A 19,361-nucleotide genomic window follows, 5' to 3' on the forward strand; every position below is an offset into this window, starting at 1 on the left:
GTTAGAAAACAGTAATCCTAGTGTAAAAGGTGTTTCCTACTGAATTCCATTGTATAATTGTAGATACTATAAGTGAGCGTTGAGGATAAGTGAATGAATTTAAAAGCCCGTTACCCTAAAATTACGAAAAGCCTGGAGATCATTATTCGGCGATATGGTCAAGCGAACGTCAGCAATAATGCGATTGTGTTGGCTTATTACGCGTTGATGTCAATTGCACCGATTATTTTGATTGCTGGGAACATCATTGCCCGGTTTAATCTGAAGACGGGGCAGATTTTAGCATACGCGCAAGAAGTCATCCCTAGTAATGTTTATCAGACGTTCAAGCCGATTTTAGTCTCGTTCTTATCTAGTGGTAGCAGCAGTAGTTTGTCGATTGGGATTTTGGTGACGGTCTGGTCGGCGTCTAAGATTATTGCCGCGATTCGTCGGAGTCTGAATGAGGCTTACGGTGTGACAGATGCGCAGAATGCTATCCTGACGAGAGTTATCGCCTTCTTCTTGACTTTGGGACTATTACTCTTAATTGTGGGGCTGGCGATTTTCTTCACCCTGAGTCAGTTGATTCTGGATGTCATCTTGAACTTGACGAATCTTACCCGGGCAATCATTCCGAATTGGATCAATCAATTATTAGAAAATAAAAACTTGATTACTTTCGTTGGGATGTTCGTTGTTGCCATGTTGCTGTATTACTTTGTGCCGAATGCCAAGGTTAAACTCCGCTATATCTGGACGGGCGCGTTAGTTACAACGATCGGTTGGATCGTGATTTCACAAGGGTTCCGGGTGTATATCGAGTTATTCGCTAAACGGATTACGACGTATCAAACGATTGGGAGTTTGATTGTACTGATGTTCTGGCTGAATTTCTCAGGAATCTTATTGATGTTTGGCGGGGTCGTCAATGCCTCGGTACAAGAATGGTTTGAGCACACGATTGAGCCGAAATCACCACGGATGATTCGCCGCATTCGCCGACAATTTTTCAAACGTAAAAAGCCTAGTAACGAAAAGTAGTCAGAATTTTAAAAGTATAATCAGAACTTTTTAATTGAATCCGGGCGTTTAATCCTGTAAAATCAAAACTTTTTGCGATTTACATATCAAACGATTCGGATTTTGTGTATAATGGTGTTCGTGTGAAAAAAGTGCCGGTGCTTTCTGAAAGTAAGAGGCGTCTATTTCAAAATAAACAGGCGTAACAACGCCACAGGAGGAGAAAGATAGTGATTCATCAGCTTTTGGCAGAGTTCATGGGAACCGCCTTGATGATTATTTTTGGTGTCGGTGTACATTGTAGTGAGGTTTTAAAGGGGACCAAGTATCGCGGTTCTGGCCATATCTTCGCAATTACAACATGGGGTTTTGGGATTACAATTGCCCTCTTCATTTTCGGCAATGTCTGCATTAACCCGGCCATGGTGTTAGCCCAATGTATGTTAGGGAACATCTCGTGGTCATTGTTTATTCCGTATTCAGTTGCAGAAGTTTTGGGTGGGGTCGTTGGTGCTGTGATCGTCTGGATCATGTACGCGGACCACTTTGCCGCTTCTGCTGATGAGATTTCCCCAATTACGATTCGGAACTTATTCTCAACCGCACCCGCTGTGCGGAACTTACCACGGAACTTCTTCGTCGAATTCTTCGATACATTTATTTTTATTTCTGGGATTTTAGCTATTTCTGAAGTGAAGACGCCGGGGATCGTGCCGATTGGTGTTGGGCTCTTAGTCTGGGCCATTGGGATGGGTCTAGGTGGTCCAACCGGATTCGCCATGAACCTTGCACGGGACATGGGTCCACGGATCGCCCACGCCATCTTACCAATTAAGAACAAGGCTGACAGCGACTGGCAATATGGGATTATTGTTCCTGGGATTGCACCTTTCGTTGGGGCTGCTTGTGCGGCGTTGTTTATGCATGGGTTCTTTGGGATTGGGTAGATAATATTTGTTTTAAAGACAGAAATATCAATTCTGTCTTTTTTTTATTGTAAAATAACGGTTGAGCAAGGTTACATATGTGTTTGCTATTTGATTGAGCTAAGAAAAAAGATAAAGATGTTACGTGTGTTAACGGATAATTAGACGAAGCACTGGACGATAAAACGTTAAAATCCAAAAGACATTATTATAGAAAGAATATTTTCGATGAAGATTACGTATTCTTTGACAATTATAAGTGGGAAGTTTTATTTGAGGTAATAGTTAAATTGAAGGAATATCTAGCAAATAAGCAATAGAAAGAGTAGTGAACAGCTACTTATACATATCATAAAATCAATTCTAAGAACAGTGTTTGAGTAATAATTTGTAGTTAGCTAGTTTTACGGATGAGTGTCATATACTGTATTTATATAGCAAAATTAGTACTAATATAATCAATGTCAGAATTTATGGTAGTTAATTTAAAAAGCGAGATCAAGATTAGATTTTTATCTAATTTTGATCTCGCTTTTTAAACCATATGATGAGAACTATTTAAACAAAATGGTAACAAATAATTATTTTTTTGTTTAAACATATCATTGTGAAAAAGTGCAAATCAATACCTACGTTCAATGTATATACAATGTATCATATTTTTACTTTTGATATTTCTGTCTATAATTTTCTATTTTTGCAATTTCTCTTTTATATCAATGCTTTTTGCGTATTTATAAAAATAATATTTTTATTTGCTTGTTTATGTTAGGGCAAATTCTATAATTAATCCGAACAGAAATTAAAAAGCCCAAAGCAATCACTTACAATGGTAGTAGCTAATTCCAACCAATATAGGGAGTGATTACTTTGGGTACATCTACTTTATCACGTTTTCAACGTGGCGCACTAGCACAACTGGTCAATGAGGGGAATAAATCTTACCAAGTAATGGCTGACGCCTTAGGCGTCGCCAAAGCTACGATTAGCTATGAGTTGGACCGGGTTAAACCTTATGATCCAGAATTAGCTCAGCAAGATGCAGATCGCAAAAGGCGGAATTGCGGTCGTCGTTCGATGCTGACGGCAGCATTAGCGACTTTAATTACCAATCACTTACGATTAACCTGGTCACCAGAAACCATTGCGGCCGCTTATAACTTGAGCACTGCGTCAATTTATAATTGGCTTAATCGTGGCTGGCTCCCCTTCAAATTGACTGATCTACCCAATCGGAATGTCCGCCAGCACCGAGTGAGCGAAAATCGGGGGAAATTTACAAGTGGGACTTCCATCGAACAACGGCCAACAACTGTTAATCAACGGTTAGCTTTTGGTCATTGGGAAGTAGATACGGTGCTTTCTAGTCGAGGTGAGTCACGATCATGTCTGGTTACATTCGTAGAACGTAAGACCCGACTTCTATGGGCCATCAAAGCCCCTAATAGAACGGCTAAGGCTCTAAACACCGCCTTTGGCAAGTTTATGGGGGCCTTCGGTCCCCAAGTAAAATCCATTACTGTTGATCATGGTAAAGAGTTTGCCAATTATCAGGCCTTAGAACAGGATTATCAGATCAAAGTTTATTTTTGCCATCCATATTCACCATGGGAGCGAGGTTCCAATGAATATTTTAATAGACGGTTACGCTGGTTCTTCCCGAAAAAGACCAATTTTAGCCAAGTAACGACTGATGAGATCCTAGCAGCACTTGAACTAATTAATCAACGACCATTAAAAATACATCATCAACAGACTGCCATTGAAAGATTCCGGGCTTGTTCGGATTAAACTTGTAATTTGCCAGATGCAATTATTAGTAGCCTAAAACGCGATGATAATGACTAAATAAAACGCGTGGTAAAATTAGTTAATGAACAGAATGATGCCAGGCTCAGTAGTTCAAGTTTCTTACATTCCCCCTAGGTTTTCCCCGCCGTTCACGGTACAATTAGACAAGAGCTCAAATTCAAGTGAAAAGGATGTCCGACATGAATGACGATTGGATCACGGTTTTCCCCGCGGATTATAATAATTCGTACCACTTAATTTTGAAACGGGGGACGGCCCATTTTGCGTACTACTACTTTAAGGTCGATAAGTTAGATCAGCGGGTCATTTTCTATGATGATATTGAGCGTAGCGGCATTTCAATCAAGACCCAAATTACGCGGACGTTTATGCGAGCACTCGTCAAAGCGATTGATTGGCATCCAGTCGGTAATAGCATTATTATCGAGATTTATCCAGTTGATCGCAATGAGACTAGGGCAATCCGGCTTTCTTGTGATATCTAGCGCCGAACGTGGTGCCATAAGCTAACTGAATATAATAAAAAATCCCCGGTCAGCAATTGACCGGGGATTCTTGTAATAGCAGGTAACGCGGATTAAGCCTTTGGTGCGGTGACAATTGGTGTTTCGATGGTTTCAACGTACTTGGCGGCGAGTGGTTCGGCAACGAGGTTCTCGCCGTCCTTAACGAACAGCTTCGTGGCTGCTAGATCCGCCATGGCTTTGCTAACGACATCCTTACTCAAGTTATCGTTGGCGTAGTGTAACTTCAAGTGGTGAACCTTGTTAGTACTAGTTTTAAAGCTTAAGTCTAAAGTTTTCATGGGCGTTTCCTCCTATATTATGAGTGTGTTAAGCGACGGGTTGTGGATCGTAGCGGTAAGCATTGACCAAGTTAGCGGCCATGAATTGATCGCCCGTCAAGACTTCGACGACCTTACCAAAAGCAGCGAGTTGTTCGTCAGTCGCGTCTTGGGCGATGCCGTTAAACGTTTGTTTACGTTGTTCGTCCAATTCCGTTGTCGTTTGAACTGTCAGGGTAGCTTTTAACCAAGTTTTAGTCATGATGAGTTCCTCCTCGAATTTTGTGGTGGTAGGCTGGCCAGCTTACATTAATACAGACGGCTGAGCGAGTCGATTTGTGCACCGTTTGATTAAACTTTTTTGATTGGCGAGCGTTTAGTCGGCAAACTCGGTGACAGTTTGGACAGTAATACTGATAATCGTGTCAGCAAATAGTGGGCTGAGGACGGCCATTAGAGTGGCGAGATCAGCGTCCGTTAGCTCCCGACCAGCGGACCAGTGTTGATGCGCCTGATGTTGTTTGGTGTCAGTTGTTGTAATAATGAGGTGAGTGTTCATCCAATTATGCATATGGGGCTCCTTTCGTATTGAGCAAATGTCGGTTTTAGTATTAGTTACGGGCTTGTTGCTGATAGAGTTGGTGAGCTTTAGTGAGCAAGCGGGTTCGCCAGTTATAGACGGTCCGACGGCTGACTTGATGACGGTGCATGATGCTTGCAACCGACTGTTCTTCCAGAAAAAATTCAGTAAGGTAAATGCGTTCACCCGGACGACATTGTGCTAAGAGTTCCGTTAATAATGCGGCTAATTGCCAATGGATCTCTTGATCAGCCATCGGGTCAATGGCGATGGGCAGGGCGTGCTCCAGCTTGACCTGCGATTGCGTCCGCAAAGTTTGTTTACGCAAATAGTCAACGGTTCGCCACTTGATGCGCCGAAAAGCAAATTTGCGAAAGTCTGCCAAGTTGGCAGGCAGTTCAGGCTCATAGTTCTGATAGGCGGCTAGCCAGGTCAGATGTGCCACGGTAACACAATCCTCAAATTGCGGGTGATATTTGGTCACGTGTGCGGCCTTCAAAGCGCCATACAACAGGCGTTGGTGTTCTGGCTGTGCGAGTAGGTCAAAGGCGGCTTGATTATCAAAACGGTCAGCGTGCATTGAAATAACCTCATTCTATCGTTAATTACCTTGGCCAAGGTTGAGTCTAGTGTAGTGAGTGGTCAGTAATGGTGCAGGTGGTGAAAACGGACTGAAAAGTGACGATTTGTTTTCATTATTAATGTTCCGGTTAGATTTGAGCAATTCAATGACCAAGTGCTTTCCTAGATTGTATGTAATTGTTATGATGTGATTAATCTAATTAACCGCGAACGGGCGGGGGCGTTCAGCCGGTGAATGTTAGAGAAAATACTTATCTCTAGGGGGCTTTACCACCTATGACCCAAAATATTGACGATCCGCATCACGTTAACTCTTTTTGGCATCTCGAATCTGGTACTTGGGACACCCGACAGCCACAGCGATTATTACCAATAGCGACGCGTTCAGATATTGATATAATCGACGTGCTGGAGACAATTTTTCTGCTTGACATTAAACACTTGGCATGCGCCGAGAATACCTTGATTTTTGACCGTCAACGGGGACTGATTAAGACTAAGCTGACAACGCGACAAATCATGATGACTTATGCAGTCCAACTAGGCTTTTCTGGGACCCAACTAATTAAACGGCTGGCTAGTCAGTTAGGACTATCGATGCATAAACTACCGGTGATTCATGGTGCTGCTATCTTGATGCCGCTAGGAACGGCCAAACGGGGAACGACTAGTTGGTATAATCGACATTATTTGGCGCATATCGAAGATCAAGGCTTTATGACTGCTTTGATTTATGACGGTCCCATCACGGTTCGCGTCGATGCGAGCAAGCGGGTCGTTACTCGTCAATTGGCTAAGGCGGGGCAACTGCAACTAGCAGTCCAGGAACACCATCACCGCCGCGCAGTTCCAAATCAGTCATCACCGACCGTATTGGATGCGGATCAAGCGATGATGCAGTCATACACCGATCAGGTCTTAAAACATTATGGAATTTTAGCACTGCCTGGGGAAATTAGTTGGTTGACCCGGCAGTTTTTCGGTAAACTATAATCGTGATGATTAAATGAGAGGAGGGTGATGTCCGTGACGAAGAAAGTGACGAAAATCGTAGCCCAGAAACGTGCGGGGCGCTACAACATATACTTAGACGAGCAGTATGCTTTTCCAATCAGTGAGTCAGTGATGATCAAGTTCCGTGTTTTCAAGGGCATGGAAGTTGATGAACAACTACAAGCGGCAATGATTGCGGCTGACGATGTATCCAAGGCTTATACGCGCGCATTAGATTATTTATCACATCAACTGCGGACGGAGAAGGAAGTCCATGACAAGCTGCGGGATGAAGAAATCGACGAAACGGTGATTGACGCGACGATGCAACAATTACGCGAGTTACGGTTATTGAATGATCAACAGTATGCCGATGCCTTTGTACGGACGGCTAAACGAACTAGTGACAAGGGACCGCGGGTGATTCGACAAAATTTGCGGCAAAAAGGCGTTGGTGAGCAGTTGATCGATGACGCTCTCGCTGGGCAATTTAGTCCTGAAGAACAAGTTGATAACGCCGGTGAACTAGCGCGCAAGTTGGCTAAACGTTATCACCGGCAAGCCTTCAAGACAATGCAACAAAAAGTTCGTCAAGGGATGATGACGAAGGGGTTTGACAATGATACGATCACGGCGGCGATTGCTAGTTTGGAATTGCAACCGGATGAAGATGAACAGTGGGCCGCCCTTGTGACGCAAGGCCAGAAGTTGTGGCAACGTAATCGCAAGTATGCTTTTCGTGAACGCACGATGCGCACTAAGCGAAGCCTGTTTCAAAAGGGTTTTATGATGGATGACATCAACCGATTTATCGACGAACAAGTCGCGGATGAGTGAAAAGGTTGAATTACCTGCCCGCACGCTATAAAAATCTGGTATAATGTTTAATGAAATTCGATGAAAATTTACCCTCAAGTTAGAAAGTTGGGTTAATATGGCGCGCGAGGCTAAAGGACCTAAGGAAGGCGACTTCATTACGATCAAAAGCTATAAGCACGACGGAAGTTTACATCGAACTTGGCGCGATACAATGGTACTCAAAACAAGCGAGAACGTACTAATTGGTTGTAACGATCACACACTGGTTACCGAAGATGATGGCCGCCGGTGGGTGACGCGGGAACCTGCCATCGTTTATTTTCATAAGCATTATTGGTTTAATATCGTGGCGATGATTCGCGATAACGGCGTTTCATACTATTGCAACTTAGCATCACCATACGTGTTAGATAAAGAGGCTTTGAAGTACATCGATTACGATCTGGATGTTAAAGTCTTTCCCGATGGTGAGCGGCGGTTGTTGGATGTGGATGAGTACGAAGAACACGGTGCCCAGTGGCGTTATTCGGCTGATACTGATCGCATTTTAAAAGCAAATGTGAAAGTGCTGGTTGATTGGATTAAGAATAAAAAAGGCCCGTTTTCGCAAGACTACATCGATATCTGGTATAGTCGCTATCAAGAATTATCACGTCGGCAATAGTTCTGCTGACGGTCTGTCAGCGGCGTAATTAAAGTACAAAAGGGAGTGACCCCGTGGTGGGTGCTCCCTTTTGTGTTGGCTGGGCCATCTTTAGTGGTGTTGATTAAAATGACTAACTGACCGTCACAGTTGACACCGTTTGCTATAATTAGGAAAATAAAAAATGACCCACAAGCATTACTTGCGAGTCATTGGGGAACTTGAACGATCAATATAATTAAGCGCCAAAGTTGACTGGTCGTGAATAACCGACTGCGTGCCACCAAGGAACGTAGACTTTTTCATTCTTAACGCCGTTATTTTGAGCATCGATCATCTTTCCACCACCGACATAGATGCCGACATGCGAAATCGAGCCGGTATTATTGCCGAAGAAGACGAGATCGCCCTTTTGAGCGCGTTGCTTAGAAATTTTGGGATACTGACGGTATTGCGCTTGCGCGATCCGCGGCAGGGTCTTTTGGGCCGCTTGCTGGAAGACATATTTGGTATAACCAGAACAATCGAAGGTGTTTGGACCGACTGCACCGTAAACATAACGATGACCAAGCTTAGACTTGGCGACGTTGTAGAGGTTGGTGAAGGATCGGGTGCTCTTCTTAACGGAACCAGTCTTGACCCAGCCCCGAACGCGGTTATTCGCACTCGTGATGAAATAATAATTAGCCGTCGTACGATTTGCTAAGCGGACTTGCCGTTGTTGGGTAACAAACCAAGTTGGATTGCCGTAACGACGGAGCGTACCGAGATTTTTGATTTTGAGATTGTTAGTTGCGCCACTCATATTATAAAGTCCACCCTGTGGATTTTTAGTAAGGTAGGCGCTTCGTGTGACGGTCGTGGTTTTGATGATACGATTGGTTGCTTGGGCATCGACGTTAGGCGCTTGCCAAAGTCCAATTGCGAGGCCTAAAATAGTAACAATTAGTGCGATAAGGCGTTGTCTCATATGTAGTTCCTCCCCGAAATTCCCCGTGTCCATTCCATTCATTAACGCTGACCTTATCATAAGCGGTCATTGTAACAAAGCTGTTGCAAATGGGTTGCGGTTCGATTAAGTAATGTCAACAGCTTGAGTGGATTAATAATAATTGATGAGATCTTGATTGATAGGAGTGACGAAGATGGCTTTTTTGAAGATTGATAATGGTGAACTACTTAAAAACATTCGGCAGTTTGCCAAGAAGAATGGGCTCACCTTAGCGGAAGTCGCAACCTTAGCGGGGTTGAGCGCGAGTGCCATCTATAGTTGGAAAAAGCACACGCCGTCAGTGGGCACGCTTAAAGAAGTGGCCCAAGTGCTCGGTACGAGTTATACCAAGTTGGTTGGTAAGGATAAAGAACCGACTGCCAAGACTACGAATGCTGCGGCGGTCGATCTGAAAAAAGTAGTTGAAAACAAGAAAAATCAGTTTGAATATGACGGCCAGCCAATTACTAATGAACAGATGAAAATCATTCGCAACGTCTTGAAATCAATGTTCAAGACGCCACGCCTTTAATTTTAAGTAAAATCCGGTTCTTTTAAGTGCAACTACGGCGTGCTTAGTGTAAAATATTGCTCAGTTACTCGAATAATTGCTAGCAGCGCTTGACGGTTTTAGACGAATGGTGCACAATGGCAACAATTATGGAACGAATTGGGAGATGGGCGTATGAAAAAAGTTACTACCGCATTAGCAAAAAAGAATATCAACCAGTTGTTAACGATTGTTAATCAAAGCCACGATACCATTGAGGTGGAAAATCCCAATACCCAAGATTCGGCGGTGATGGTTAGTATGAAGGACTGGTTACAGATTGTTAGTCAGTTAGCCAAAACGAATCATCATGATATGGAATTTAGTTAAATCAATCAAGCGAACTAACTAGGCATCAGCAGGCTGGTTGTTAGTCCGATAATTTTAAAAAGGCACCGTCGACAGTGATTGTCGATGATGCCTTTTTAGTATGGTTTAAAGCGTTGCGGTTTGTGTTAAGATTTGCTCGATTTGGCCACCAATTGTATTCATAGTCGACCATTTTGCTTGATTGGCAAAGAAAACCATCGCAATTTTACTATCATTAGATCCGACGTAAAGGCTGTACAAATTGTTATCAGCACTTCAACACAGATTTGAGCCGAAGTCCGCATCTCAAATACTGGTCTTCCACGCTTCAAGGCAATACTGTTGAAACGTGTTCGGGTCAGACCAGGACTTCCAGTTAGGGACGCTAGGACGCCAAGCGGAAGCCCACCGCTTAACGCCCTAGCTAGGCTAATCCTCAGTCCCACCCGTCTGAACCGCACACTCTTGAATCACTGAGCATCATCAGAAATACCTTCCAGCCGGGATCGTGTTTGAATGTCAGCTATTGATGGTCTCAACTTTAATTAAACTAGTCGCTGTTTCATATACAGCAACAGCTTAAGATGCAATTATTTGGATTGGCAGTAACTGCAATCAGCTATTCCACAATCAATTGTACCAAGGAGCGTAAGCGTTTATCAGCCATTCGAGCGGTTTTCCGACACGTGCTCGGTGCCACTGAAGCCTATACTTGCTACGCCAACGGACTAATGCCAAGACCGCATTAATCCGTTGGCGTAGCAATGTTCGGTTTCAACCCGTGGTCTCTCACAGGCTTTTAGATCGGAGGGGCTGGATGACAATGCTCAGTAGCCAAATTATTCTTAGCTGGAAGCGAATTTCTTCCGGCTTAGAATAAGACTCGTATTTGAGATGACGCGGGCCGTGCGTTAGCTCAAATCGACGTCGGCTACGTTCCAGCAATTGGCACCCAGCCCCAGAGGTCGGCATCGAACGTGCATTGCTGACGAACAGTAATCTAACAACGGCATCTTTTTAACCAAATTAATAACAAATTACTAACAAAACACGTGTCATCATATATGAGCGCAGTTAACTGAGTATCAGTTTAATCAGTCTGACTTTCCGCATACTTTGTCTTGATGTAATCTGCTGAAACTTGTAATTTCTTTAATTCTTCATCGGTCAGATCCAATTGAACTTGTTCAACGATGCCGTCGCGACCAACGACTGCTGGATATGAGAGGTAAACGCCGTATTCTTCCCGGAAGTTTGAGACGGGGAGTTCGGTGAGTGCGTCATTTAAGACCGTGGTAGCTAAGCGCACCGCAGCCGTTGCAACGCCGTAACTCGTATACTTTTTACCATGAAAGACTCGGAAGCCGCCATCCCGTGATTCGGCATCTAATTTTGCTAAATCCAAGCCGCGTTTGGCCGCCAATTCAGTAATGGGCTGGCCCAGAACTCGGACGGTTGACCAAGCCGTGAATTGAGAATTACCATGTTCGCCTAAGTTGTAGCCGGCCACTGATCGTGAGTCGAGGTGTAAGGCACTGGCAACAGCGCGTTTCATCCGTGCAGAGTCCAACAATGTTCCGGTTCCAATTACGTGATTCTTAGGCAAACCAGTGACTGCTTGGTAGATCGAGGTGATGACGTCCACCGGATTGGTGATGACAACTAGAATTCCGTTAAAGCCACTCGCCTTGATCTTAGCAGCAACGTCTTTGACTTGTGTGCTGGTGAAGGGCAGTTCAAGAAAGCGGTCATTAGTTGGTGAATCTTGTAACTTAATATTACCAACGGCCGAAATAATGACGTCGGCATCAATTAGACTGCTATAGTCATTGACGATAATGTTTGTGTGGTAAGGTAAATTGGGCATGGCGTCTTGAAAATCGAGAGCGTCAGCTTCCACTTTGCTATTATTCGTATCGATTAGGACGAGGTCGTCTGCAAATCCGTTGGCAACGATGTAGTGTGCAGCGGTTGAACCGACGTGGCCCATTCCAATGATGGCAATTTTACGTGACATAAATAAAAACTCCTTTAAAAGTTTATCGTTCATTAATTAAATTACCATTATTCTCATTGATTTTAAATAGAATTTGTGAGAAATTTCAAAATCGTATTCGAATGAATTGAAATAGGGTATAATTAACGCATTATATGGTTGTATCAAGAAAGGGAGGAGCGCGAGTGTTTAAGCGCCTAAAAGATTCGGCCTTGTTATTTTGGTCACTTGAGATTTTAATTGTGGCGACCTTGATCTGGGTCTGCACGAACATTGGCTTTTTATTTCAGCCGATTGGTACCTTTTTAAGTGTCGTGTTCATGCCAATTGTGATTTCAGGATTTTTATTTTATATGTTGAATCCCCTAGTCAAATTATTGACGAAGGTTCATTATAAGAAGTTTCGGATTTCGCGAACCGGGGCTGTTGCGATTGTATTTGTGCTATTATTTGGCCTATTAGCGTGGGGGGCCGTTTCCTTGTTGCCGCGGTTAGTCAGTCAGGTCACCCAACTGATCTATAACCTGCCAAGCATTGCGACTGAAATGCAAAAGGCCGCGACTAAGATGATCAACAATAGTTCGGTGTTACAAAAAATCGACATCTCTTCGTATACTAAGCAGTTTAATGGGGAAATCAGTAAGTACGCCCAGAACTTTTTGTCATCATTGTCAAGCAGTGTTGTGACCGTGATTTCCACGGTGACGAGCGTGACAATCATGGCGATTACAATTCCAGTCGTGTTGTTCTACATGTTGAAGGATAGTGAAAAGTTCATCCCGGCCATTAGTCGGTTCTTGCCTAAGAAGCAACGGCCCGAAGTCATTGGTTTATTACAAAAGATGGGCGATACGATTTCAAGTTACATTAGTGGTCAAGTGATCGAATGTCTATTCGTGGGGACGTTTACGGCTATTGGTTATATGTTAATTTCCCAGCCATACGGGTTATTACTCGGGGTGATTGCTGGGTTAACGAATATTATTCCATATGTTGGTCCGTACATCGGGATTGCGCCATCATTAATTGTGGCGTTTACCAAGTCACCGATGCAGGTAGTGTACGTAGTCATTGTGGTGGTGATTGTGCAACAGGTTGATGGTAACTTGATTTACCCGAATATTATTGGGCGAACACTCAAGATCCATCCGTTGACAATTATTATTTTGTTGCTGGCGGCGGGAAATATTGCCGGTATTTTGGGCATGATCCTGGCGATTCCATTCTATGCCGTGGTACGGACCGTGGTCGTGTACCTCTATAATATTGCTGAGCTACGTAATGAGGAGCACTTGCGTAAGCAAACAACGGTCTATCAACCACAGCCACCCAAAGCGACTAAGGCTGATTTGACGGCGAACTCAAAATTAAAGAAGTAGCCTGTGCTATAATGGGTGAATTAATCTTGAACGCGTCACAAGGAGTGATTTTTTGAAGAAAGTAATTACGTACGGGACATTTGATTTGTTGCACAAGGGTCATATCCGGTTACTCAAACGTGCACGCGCTTTGGGTGATCATTTGACGGTGTGCGTCTCAACCGACGAGTTTAATGCCGAAAAGGGAAAGCATGCGTATACGTCGTATGAAGACCGCAAGTATATTCTACAGGCGATTCGCTATGTTGATGAAGTGTTACCTGAGAAAAGCTGGGATCAGAAAATTAGTGATGTTGCCGATAATGATATTGATGTTTTCGTGATGGGAGACGATTGGCGCGGTAAGTTCGACTTTTTGAAAGATTATTGTGAGGTCGTCTATTTGCCCCGCACCGCGGGTATTTCATCAACGCGTATCAAGCATGATTTAGGTAGTCATCTAGACGAACAGTAGCATCGTTTGACATTGAATTAAGCGACTATCAAATACCGTCGTTACTCAGCAAGTGGATTGTGAGTAACGACGGTATTTGATTTAGTGCGGTTTAAGCTGACATAATGGTTAACTGGTTACCAGATTAACTGATATGTAGCTGTCACCAGGCTGGACTCATAGATTTAATGGAAAATAGCATTTAAGGCCAACACGCCACCGAGACCACAGAAGGCAATAATGGTTTCCAACATAGTCCACGTGAGCAAAGTCTGCTTGACGGTTAGGTCGAAATATTCTCGGAACATCCAGAAGCCAGCATCGTTAACGTGTGAAGCGGCGACACTCCCAGACCCGATGGCAATTACCATTAAGGCCGGATCGATACCTGCTTGAGTCATTAATGGGGCAACCAGACCGGCTGCAGTTAAGGCTGCGACGGTCGCTGAACCGAGTGAGACCCGCAAGATGACGGCGACTAACCAACCTAAAATCAGTGGTGAGATGCTGCTGCCGCTAAATAACTGGGCAACGGCTTTGCCGACACCACCATCGATTAGAATCTGCTTGAAGGCCCCACCACCACCAATGATTAGGAGCAGCATGGCGATTGATTTCGTAGCATCTTCAATAGTGGCTGTCATCGCTTTATTGGTCTTGTGTTGATGAATCCCCATAGACCAAAGTGCGAATAAGAGTGAAATCAGCATGGCGATACCTGGGGCCCCAATCAAACGGATGATTTGATCCGTTGTTGAGGGGTTCTTAGGTGTGACACCATGGTCGACGACCAATTCATAGACAGTAGTGATCGTCATTAAAATCACGGGGAACAAAGCAGTCAATACACTCAGACCAAAGCTTGGTGCTTCGGATACTTTGAATTGCCGTTTATTACTGTTGAGTGGTAAGTGTGGTTTGGCTGCGAAGGCCTCTGGCACCATTTTTTGTGCCCACCGTGAGAAGAGTGGGCCCGCAATATAAACAGTGGGGATCGCGATAATAATCCCAAATAATAACACGTGCCCAACGTTAGCATTTAACGTAGTCGCAATGGCCGTTGGTGCCGGGTGGGGTGGTAAGAAGCCGTGGGTGACGGATAGGGCCGCCCCCATAGGTATTCCTAGGTAGAGAACTGGAACTTGGGCTTCAATGGCAATGGCAAACACGATTGGAATCAACAGGACGATACCCACTTCAAAGAATAGTGCAATCCCAATAATGAAGGATGCAATCACAATGGCAATTTGTAGACGTTTGCGACCAAAGATATCAATCAACGTGGTCGAAATTGTATACGCACCACCAGCATCTGCCACTAAGCGGCCAAGCATCGCGCCGAAGCCAAAGACGAGGGCCAATTCACCGAGCTGTCCGCCAATGCCGTTTTGGATACTAGTCGCAATCTTTGTCAGGGGCATTCCTAGACCGATCCCGACGACAACCGCCGTAACGATCAAGGCGATATAAGTATTCAATTTGAACTTAATAATGAGAATTAATAATAATAAAATGCCGAGTGTCAGAACAACGAATGGCATGATGGTCACTTCCTAACGGTTTAAAGTTGCAATTTCATGGTATAAAGGTGCTAATTGCGCCGTAACGTGGTCAAAGACGACTTGATGTTGATGATAGCGTTCGTGGTTGACGGCATTAGGTTGATACGTTTCGGTAGCCCCAATCATGGCATGAATGGCATTTAAATCATCAATGTGGCCAAGTGCTTTTAAACCAATGACCGCAGCTGCCAAGCAGGAACTCTCAAAACTAGCCGGGATCGTGATTGGTTGGCCTAAAACGTCCGTTAAGATTTGACGCCAGAGACTTGAACGTGCAAAGCCCCCGGTCGCCCGAATCGCGTGAACGGGTTCGGCAGCGGCGGTCAGTTGTAAGACGGTGTTCAAGTTCATCACGATGCCTTCCAAAACAGCCCGGGCAATGTCAGCTTTGCTCGTCGTGGTCGTCACTCCGAGCAAAGAACCGCGCGCATCGGCATTCCAGAGTGGTGCCCGTTCGCCACTTAAGTATGGGTGGAATAATAGGCCATGGGCACCGACGGGAACGGTCGCGGCAAGCGCTGTCAATTGATCATAAGGATCTTGTTGATTAGCACGGGCCGTTTGACTTTCCGTGGTAAATAGTTCGTCGCGAACCCAGCGAAAGACTTGGCCACCGTTGTTGATCGGTCCACCGACAATCCAGTGGTGGGGGGCGACGTAGTAACAAAATAGACGTCCCTCGGGATCTAAGTACGGCTGCTTAGTCATCACACGCACTGCCCCAGAAGTACCGATCGTAATAGCCGCGACACCAGGTTCATCGGCACCAACGCCTAAGTTAGAGAGGGCACCATCGCTGGCTCCCATGATGATTTTAGTGCGGGCTGTCAAGCCAAGGGTTGTAGCGGCGTCAGGCGTTAGACCATCAATTACGGCATCAGTATCAACTAACGGTGGCAGTTGAGTTCGGGTGATGTGAGCATAGTCTAGGGCAATTGGTTCCCAGTCAAAATTATAAAGGTTGAATAAACCAGTGGCGTTGGCCATCGAATAATCCATTTGAAGTTGACCAGTCATTAAGTAAATCACGTACTCTTTGATGCCGACCACGTGGCAGGTTTGTGCCAGTAATTCGGGTTCATGGTGAGCTAGCCAGTGTAATTTGACGAGTGGACTCATCGGGTGAATCGGCGTTCCTGTGAGGTGATAAAGCTGGTCACCGAGTGGTTGAGTCTTCAGCTTGGCCGCGTCTTGGGCCGCACGATTATCTGCCCAAGTGATGACTCGGGTCAGCGGTTGTTTGTTGTCATCTAGCAAGATCAAACTGTGCATGGCGGATGAGAAGGCGATGCCCTCGATTTCATCAGCATCAATGCCAGCGCTCACTTGATGAATTGTTTGTTGAACCGCCCGCCAGATTTCACGGGGGTCTTCTTCAGCTGTCGTAACGGTATCGTGATAGAGTGGGTAGCCAACGTTGGCACTCGCAATTACGTGCCCCTGATGATCGTATAAGACAGACTTGGTACTAGTCGTTCCTAAATCAGTTCCAATTAGATAAGTCATGGTGCTAGGTTCCTCCTATTCGTGATCGACAGCGTGCCCGCCAAATTCGTTGCGTAACGCAGCGACAACTTTACCAGTGAAGGTATCATCAGTCTCTGAACGATAACGCATCATTAAGGCCATCGCAATAACGGGAGTTGCAACTCGCTGATCCAAGGCGGTGTCTAAGGTCCAGCGGCCTTCTCCGGAAGAATGCATGACGCCTTTGATTTCGTCTAAGTTGCCATCCTTGCTGAAGGCATCTTCTGCGAGGCCCATGAGCCAGCTGCGAATAACCGAGCCGTTATTCCACATCTTGGCAACGGCGGCGTTGTCGTAAGTGAACTGGCTATGCTGTAAAACATCAAAGCCTTCACCTATTGCTGCCATCATACCATATTCGATTCCGTTATGGACCATCTTCAAGTAGTGACCACTACCAGTAGGACCGGTGTACAAATAACCATCGGGGGCGGCGATTGCTTTAAAGATTGGTTCAACTATTTTGAAGATAGCGAGATCTCCACCAATCATGAAATTACCGTCTTGCCGCGCGCCAGCTTGACCACCGGAAGTACCGACGTCTAAAAAGTTAATATGGTGCGTAGCTAATTGTTCGCCATGGCGAATGCTATCTTGATAGTGCGAGTTACCACCGTCGAGGACGATATCACCAGCACTTAGCGTAGTTGTTAATTGATCAATGACACTAGTTGTTGCTTTGCCAGCGGGTACCATGATCCAAATAATCCGGGGTGTTGGCAATTGGTCAAGTAAATGACTGAGATCGGTTGCCGTTGCAATCCCCTGATTGGAAGCGGTCTGGAGATTGGTTGGATTTAAATCCATACCGACGGGCGTGTGTCCGTTGTCTTGCATATTCAATGCCAAGTTCATACCCATTTTTCCTAAGCCAATCAATCCTAATTTCATAATGAAACCCCTCTTTTAATTGAAAATTATAAGTGCTTTTTGTATTCGCTTACATTGTAATAAAATTATTTACATAAATCAACCTTATATTTGTAAAATGTTTTCATGCTCAGCCAAATAATGGCAACTAAGCCCAATTTGACGGGCTTAGTTGCCATGTGGATTTTTTGTTAGATTGCTGACCAAACCGCTGCGCCGATACTTGGGAAGAGGGTGACTAGTTGTTCACGTTGTGCCGGAGTCAGTTGATATTGAATAGCTGGTAACAACGCATTGATGGTGTTTTCAGCTTGTTCACCTAATTCGGCCGCACCAATTAAGCGCTGTTCGTTATCGGTGACAAGTAGGTTATGGCCCACCACGTCGCGCGTAGTTTGCCGGAACCAGTCGTCTTTTAGATCATTGACGGTCACCGTTGCGTCGCTGGTTGTATCGGTCGGAATGGTGCCGACTTGGGCTAGGCGTGGTGACGTAAAGACGACCGATGGAATGGCCGGATACTTGATAGGGGCAGAGGTATCGCCCGTAAACAAGTGGATTAGATATTGTGATTCGAAGATGGCCGTCGGGGTCAGTTTCGGTTGGTCTTTAGCAAGGACGTCACCAGAGGCGTAGATCCCAGCAACACTCGTTTGTAAATGATCATCAACGGTAATACCGGCAGCGGTGTAATCGACACCAATCTTTTCAAGACCTAAGTTGGCTGTGTTCGGTTGGCGACCGGTAGCATCTAAGATCCAATCAGTTGTAACCGTATCATCGTCACTGATCACAGCTAATTGATCACCTGCAGGCTGGATGGCAGTCGGAATCCATTCCCGTTTGAGATTCAAGCCCTGGTCAACGAGCTTGGCCAGTAGTCGCTCAACAAAGGGTTGGTGGAAACTACGGAGCGCTTGATCGCCACGCATAAGGAGCGTAACTTGACTGCCCGCGGTCAACGCCATGTTGGCAAATTCAAGACCGATGTAGCCGGCACCAATTACCGTAATGTGGTGCGGTAAAGTCGTTAAGTTCAAAAAGTCATTACTATCATGAGCGAGGTCGGACCCTGGAATATCGAGGCGGTGAGGGTGCTGACCCGTTGCAATGACGATCTTATCAGCGGTGTATGTCTTATCCGCTACTTGGACCGTGTGGGTATCGACAAAGGTACCACGGCCATGAATAAGCGTGACGCCAGCGCCAGTCATTAACCCAGCAATCATATCCGGTAAGCCTTCAATGACAGCCCGTTCGTGTTCGAAGTTCGCTTGCCAGTCGATCGTTGGTTCACCGGTCAGACCGTAGCCTTGAAAGTTGGCAACTTGGCTTTTTAACGCAACTGGCTGGTCTAAGGTGATTTTGGCATTGCAACCGCGGTTGGGACAGGTACCACCAATCAGATCAGTTTCGATGACGGCTACTTTTTGACCACGTGCCGCTAACGGAATGGCCCCGTCAAAAGTACCGTGACCACTACCTAAATATAAAACATCAAATTTTTCTGACATATTAAAATCCTCCTCGTTCCCAAGTGACACTTAATTTAAAAACAAATACATTGTACACAACTTAATTTATAATGCCAAATAGAATGCAA

Annotated in this window: 21 protein-coding genes; 11 read left to right on the plus strand and 10 right to left on the minus strand. The window is 45.0% G+C overall.

All coding sequences use genetic code 11. The features are described 5' to 3' along the window. Positions 1-93 precede the first annotated feature (93 nt). From LP667_RS04965 to LP667_RS04980, 4 genes are all read left to right on the plus strand, one after another. Positions 94-1,023 (plus strand): YihY/virulence factor BrkB family protein, encoded by a 930-nt coding sequence (locus LP667_RS04965; RefSeq protein WP_021730628.1) that lies wholly within the window; start codon positions 94-96, stop codon positions 1,021-1,023. 209 nt (positions 1,024-1,232) lie between these two features. Beyond that, positions 1,233-1,949, plus strand: a complete 717-nt coding sequence (gene larD, locus LP667_RS04970; RefSeq protein WP_021730627.1) for a D/L-lactic acid transporter LarD — start codon at positions 1,233-1,235, stop codon at positions 1,947-1,949. A gap of 849 nt (positions 1,950-2,798) precedes the next feature. Next, the gene (locus LP667_RS04975; protein WP_057717442.1) at positions 2,799-3,719 is read left to right on the plus strand and encodes an IS30-like element ISLsa1 family transposase; all 921 of its coding nucleotides are present in this window, start codon (positions 2,799-2,801) and stop codon (positions 3,717-3,719) included. A gap of 200 nt (positions 3,720-3,919) precedes the next feature. Next, on the plus strand, positions 3,920-4,225 hold the full coding sequence (locus tag LP667_RS04980; RefSeq protein ID WP_021357387.1) for a hypothetical protein: 306 nt from the start codon (positions 3,920-3,922) through the stop codon (positions 4,223-4,225). Between the two features lie 92 nt (positions 4,226-4,317). Here LP667_RS04980 and LP667_RS04985 read toward each other — a convergent pair whose 3' ends face one another. The 4 genes from LP667_RS04985 to LP667_RS05000 all read right to left on the minus strand — a co-directional run bounded on the left by LP667_RS04985 (position 4,318) and on the right by LP667_RS05000 (position 5,684). Further along, positions 4,318-4,545, minus strand: coding sequence for a DUF2922 domain-containing protein (locus tag LP667_RS04985; protein WP_003643208.1), 228 nt, complete (start codon positions 4,543-4,545; stop codon positions 4,318-4,320). Positions 4,546-4,573: 28 nt separating this feature from the next. Further along, positions 4,574-4,786: a DUF1659 domain-containing protein gene (locus tag LP667_RS04990; RefSeq protein WP_021732377.1), complete on the minus strand. Its 213-nt coding sequence runs from the start codon at positions 4,784-4,786 to the stop codon at positions 4,574-4,576. A 114-nt stretch (positions 4,787-4,900) separates the two neighbouring features. Next, positions 4,901-5,095, minus strand: a complete 195-nt coding sequence (locus LP667_RS04995) for a hypothetical protein (protein WP_021732376.1) — start codon at positions 5,093-5,095, stop codon at positions 4,901-4,903. A 40-nt stretch (positions 5,096-5,135) separates the two neighbouring features. Next, the gene (locus tag LP667_RS05000; RefSeq protein WP_021732375.1) at positions 5,136-5,684 is read right to left on the minus strand and encodes a sigma-70 family RNA polymerase sigma factor; all 549 of its coding nucleotides are present in this window, start codon (positions 5,682-5,684) and stop codon (positions 5,136-5,138) included. A 278-nt stretch (positions 5,685-5,962) separates the two neighbouring features. On the opposite strand from LP667_RS05000, the gene LP667_RS05005 reads away from it, so the two are divergent. The 3 genes from LP667_RS05005 to ntdP all read left to right on the plus strand — a co-directional run bounded on the left by LP667_RS05005 (position 5,963) and on the right by ntdP (position 8,162). Then, a complete protein-coding gene (locus LP667_RS05005; protein ID WP_021732374.1) occupies positions 5,963-6,679 on the plus strand; it encodes a hypothetical protein in 717 nt (238 codons plus the stop codon). A 33-nt stretch (positions 6,680-6,712) separates the two neighbouring features. Further along, the gene (recX, locus tag LP667_RS05010) at positions 6,713-7,516 is read left to right on the plus strand and encodes a recombination regulator RecX (protein WP_021732373.1); all 804 of its coding nucleotides are present in this window, start codon (positions 6,713-6,715) and stop codon (positions 7,514-7,516) included. Positions 7,517-7,613: 97 nt separating this feature from the next. Then, positions 7,614-8,162, plus strand: coding sequence for a nucleoside tri-diphosphate phosphatase (gene ntdP, locus LP667_RS05015; RefSeq protein ID WP_003643214.1), 549 nt, complete (start codon positions 7,614-7,616; stop codon positions 8,160-8,162). A gap of 217 nt (positions 8,163-8,379) precedes the next feature. Here the strand turns inward: ntdP and LP667_RS05020 are convergent, their stop codons facing one another. Continuing rightward, a complete protein-coding gene (locus LP667_RS05020) occupies positions 8,380-9,111 on the minus strand; it encodes a C40 family peptidase (protein WP_021732371.1) in 732 nt (243 codons plus the stop codon). Positions 9,112-9,286: 175 nt separating this feature from the next. Here LP667_RS05020 and LP667_RS05025 point away from each other — a divergent pair, with 175 nt between their 5' ends. Both LP667_RS05025 and LP667_RS05030 read left to right on the plus strand, forming a co-directional pair. Next, positions 9,287-9,664: a helix-turn-helix domain-containing protein gene (locus LP667_RS05025; RefSeq protein ID WP_021732370.1), complete on the plus strand. Its 378-nt coding sequence runs from the start codon at positions 9,287-9,289 to the stop codon at positions 9,662-9,664. A 153-nt stretch (positions 9,665-9,817) separates the two neighbouring features. Beyond that, complete coding sequence (locus tag LP667_RS05030; protein WP_021732369.1) at positions 9,818-10,012, plus strand: type II toxin-antitoxin system Phd/YefM family antitoxin; 195 nt, start codon at positions 9,818-9,820, stop codon at positions 10,010-10,012. Between the two features lie 1,069 nt (positions 10,013-11,081). Here LP667_RS05030 and LP667_RS05045 read toward each other — a convergent pair. Then, complete coding sequence (locus LP667_RS05045) at positions 11,082-12,008, minus strand: L-lactate dehydrogenase (protein ID WP_021732367.1); 927 nt, start codon at positions 12,006-12,008, stop codon at positions 11,082-11,084. 164 nt (positions 12,009-12,172) lie between these two features. On the opposite strand from LP667_RS05045, the gene LP667_RS05050 reads away from it, so the two are divergent. Both LP667_RS05050 and tagD read left to right on the plus strand, forming a co-directional pair. Continuing rightward, positions 12,173-13,366: an AI-2E family transporter gene (locus tag LP667_RS05050; RefSeq protein ID WP_021732366.1), complete on the plus strand. Its 1,194-nt coding sequence runs from the start codon at positions 12,173-12,175 to the stop codon at positions 13,364-13,366. A gap of 52 nt (positions 13,367-13,418) precedes the next feature. Beyond that, the gene (gene tagD, locus LP667_RS05055) at positions 13,419-13,820 is read left to right on the plus strand and encodes a glycerol-3-phosphate cytidylyltransferase (RefSeq protein ID WP_021732365.1); all 402 of its coding nucleotides are present in this window, start codon (positions 13,419-13,421) and stop codon (positions 13,818-13,820) included. Positions 13,821-13,984: 164 nt separating this feature from the next. Here the strand turns inward: tagD and LP667_RS05060 are convergent, their stop codons facing one another. From LP667_RS05060 to LP667_RS05075, 4 genes are all read right to left on the minus strand, one after another. Further along, positions 13,985-15,340, minus strand: a complete 1,356-nt coding sequence (locus tag LP667_RS05060) for a gluconate:H+ symporter (RefSeq protein WP_021732364.1) — start codon at positions 15,338-15,340, stop codon at positions 13,985-13,987. Between the two features lie 12 nt (positions 15,341-15,352). Beyond that, complete coding sequence (locus LP667_RS05065; protein ID WP_021732363.1) at positions 15,353-16,867, minus strand: gluconokinase; 1,515 nt, start codon at positions 16,865-16,867, stop codon at positions 15,353-15,355. 15 nt (positions 16,868-16,882) lie between these two features. Beyond that, a complete protein-coding gene (gene gnd / locus LP667_RS05070; RefSeq protein WP_021732362.1) occupies positions 16,883-17,779 on the minus strand; it encodes a phosphogluconate dehydrogenase (NAD(+)-dependent, decarboxylating) in 897 nt (298 codons plus the stop codon). A gap of 170 nt (positions 17,780-17,949) precedes the next feature. Beyond that, a complete protein-coding gene (locus LP667_RS05075) occupies positions 17,950-19,272 on the minus strand; it encodes a dihydrolipoyl dehydrogenase family protein (protein ID WP_021732361.1) in 1,323 nt (440 codons plus the stop codon). Positions 19,273-19,361 lie beyond the last annotated feature (89 nt).

The sequence above is a fragment of the Lactiplantibacillus paraplantarum genome (assembly GCF_003641145.1).
Taxonomy (GTDB): Bacteria; Bacillota; Bacilli; order Lactobacillales; family Lactobacillaceae; genus Lactiplantibacillus; species Lactiplantibacillus paraplantarum.

Bases quoted from the DNA above. Each gene is read 5' to 3' on its own strand.
- ntdP (WP_003643214.1), top strand. From the start codon at position 7,614: ATGGCGCGCGAGGCTAAAGGACCTAAGGAAGGCGACTTCATTACGATC.
- LP667_RS05005 (WP_021732374.1), top strand. From the start codon at position 5,963: ATGACCCAAAATATTGACGATCCGCATCACGTTAACTCTTTTTGGCAT.
- LP667_RS05020 (WP_021732371.1), bottom strand. From the start codon at position 9,111: ATGAGACAACGCCTTATCGCACTAATTGTTACTATTTTAGGCCTCGCA.
- LP667_RS04990 (WP_021732377.1), bottom strand. From the start codon at position 4,786: ATGACTAAAACTTGGTTAAAAGCTACCCTGACAGTTCAAACGACAACG.
- LP667_RS04980 (WP_021357387.1), top strand. From the start codon at position 3,920: ATGAATGACGATTGGATCACGGTTTTCCCCGCGGATTATAATAATTCG.
- LP667_RS05000 (WP_021732375.1), bottom strand. From the start codon at position 5,684: ATGCACGCTGACCGTTTTGATAATCAAGCCGCCTTTGACCTACTCGCA.
- LP667_RS05060 (WP_021732364.1), bottom strand. From the start codon at position 15,340: ATGCCATTCGTTGTTCTGACACTCGGCATTTTATTATTATTAATTCTC.
- LP667_RS05065 (WP_021732363.1), bottom strand. From the start codon at position 16,867: ATGACTTATCTAATTGGAACTGATTTAGGAACGACTAGTACCAAGTCT.
- LP667_RS05075 (WP_021732361.1), bottom strand. From the start codon at position 19,272: ATGTCAGAAAAATTTGATGTTTTATATTTAGGTAGTGGTCACGGTACT.
- gnd (WP_021732362.1), bottom strand. From the start codon at position 17,779: ATGAAATTAGGATTGATTGGCTTAGGAAAAATGGGTATGAACTTGGCA.
- LP667_RS05030 (WP_021732369.1), top strand. From the start codon at position 9,818: ATGAAAAAAGTTACTACCGCATTAGCAAAAAAGAATATCAACCAGTTG.
- LP667_RS05025 (WP_021732370.1), top strand. From the start codon at position 9,287: ATGGCTTTTTTGAAGATTGATAATGGTGAACTACTTAAAAACATTCGG.
- LP667_RS04965 (WP_021730628.1), top strand. From the start codon at position 94: ATGAATTTAAAAGCCCGTTACCCTAAAATTACGAAAAGCCTGGAGATC.
- LP667_RS04985 (WP_003643208.1), bottom strand. From the start codon at position 4,545: ATGAAAACTTTAGACTTAAGCTTTAAAACTAGTACTAACAAGGTTCAC.
- LP667_RS05045 (WP_021732367.1), bottom strand. From the start codon at position 12,008: ATGTCACGTAAAATTGCCATCATTGGAATGGGCCACGTCGGTTCAACC.
- LP667_RS04995 (WP_021732376.1), bottom strand. From the start codon at position 5,095: ATGCATAATTGGATGAACACTCACCTCATTATTACAACAACTGACACC.